Genomic DNA, 265 nt, shown 5'->3' with positions numbered 1-265 from the left:
CGATGCCGCTCGCTACTATGGCCTGCAGCCCTTGGCCGAGAGCGCCAATATTGGTGATCTGACTTTCAAAGTGAACAGCGTGTATGGGGAGATTGTGCCCAGTGCTCAATCGGAAACGCCGCTCATCAATCAAAACGGCGCCTATACAGCCCGGGCCATGAAAGCGACCAGCAATACCAATCGCAGCGTGACGCTGTCTTTTGGTCTGATTGGCGGTAACCAGTCCCGGGCCTTTCTGCAGTCCGGCGCTGTTCCCCGTACTGTG

General features: G+C 57.0%; 1 protein-coding gene. It reads left to right on the top strand.

Going from position 1 to position 265, the window contains the following annotated elements; all coding sequences use genetic code 11:
- Positions 1 to 265, top strand: a 265-nt coding sequence (locus E1189_RS22025; RefSeq protein WP_196220792.1) for a hypothetical protein, incomplete at both ends; no start/stop codon positions are given.

The sequence above is a fragment of the Parendozoicomonas verongulae genome (genome assembly GCF_009711465.1).
Taxonomy (GTDB): Bacteria; Pseudomonadota; Gammaproteobacteria; order Pseudomonadales; family Endozoicomonadaceae; genus Sansalvadorimonas; species Sansalvadorimonas verongulae.
This window is presented reverse-complemented; position numbering and strand designations above follow the sequence as displayed.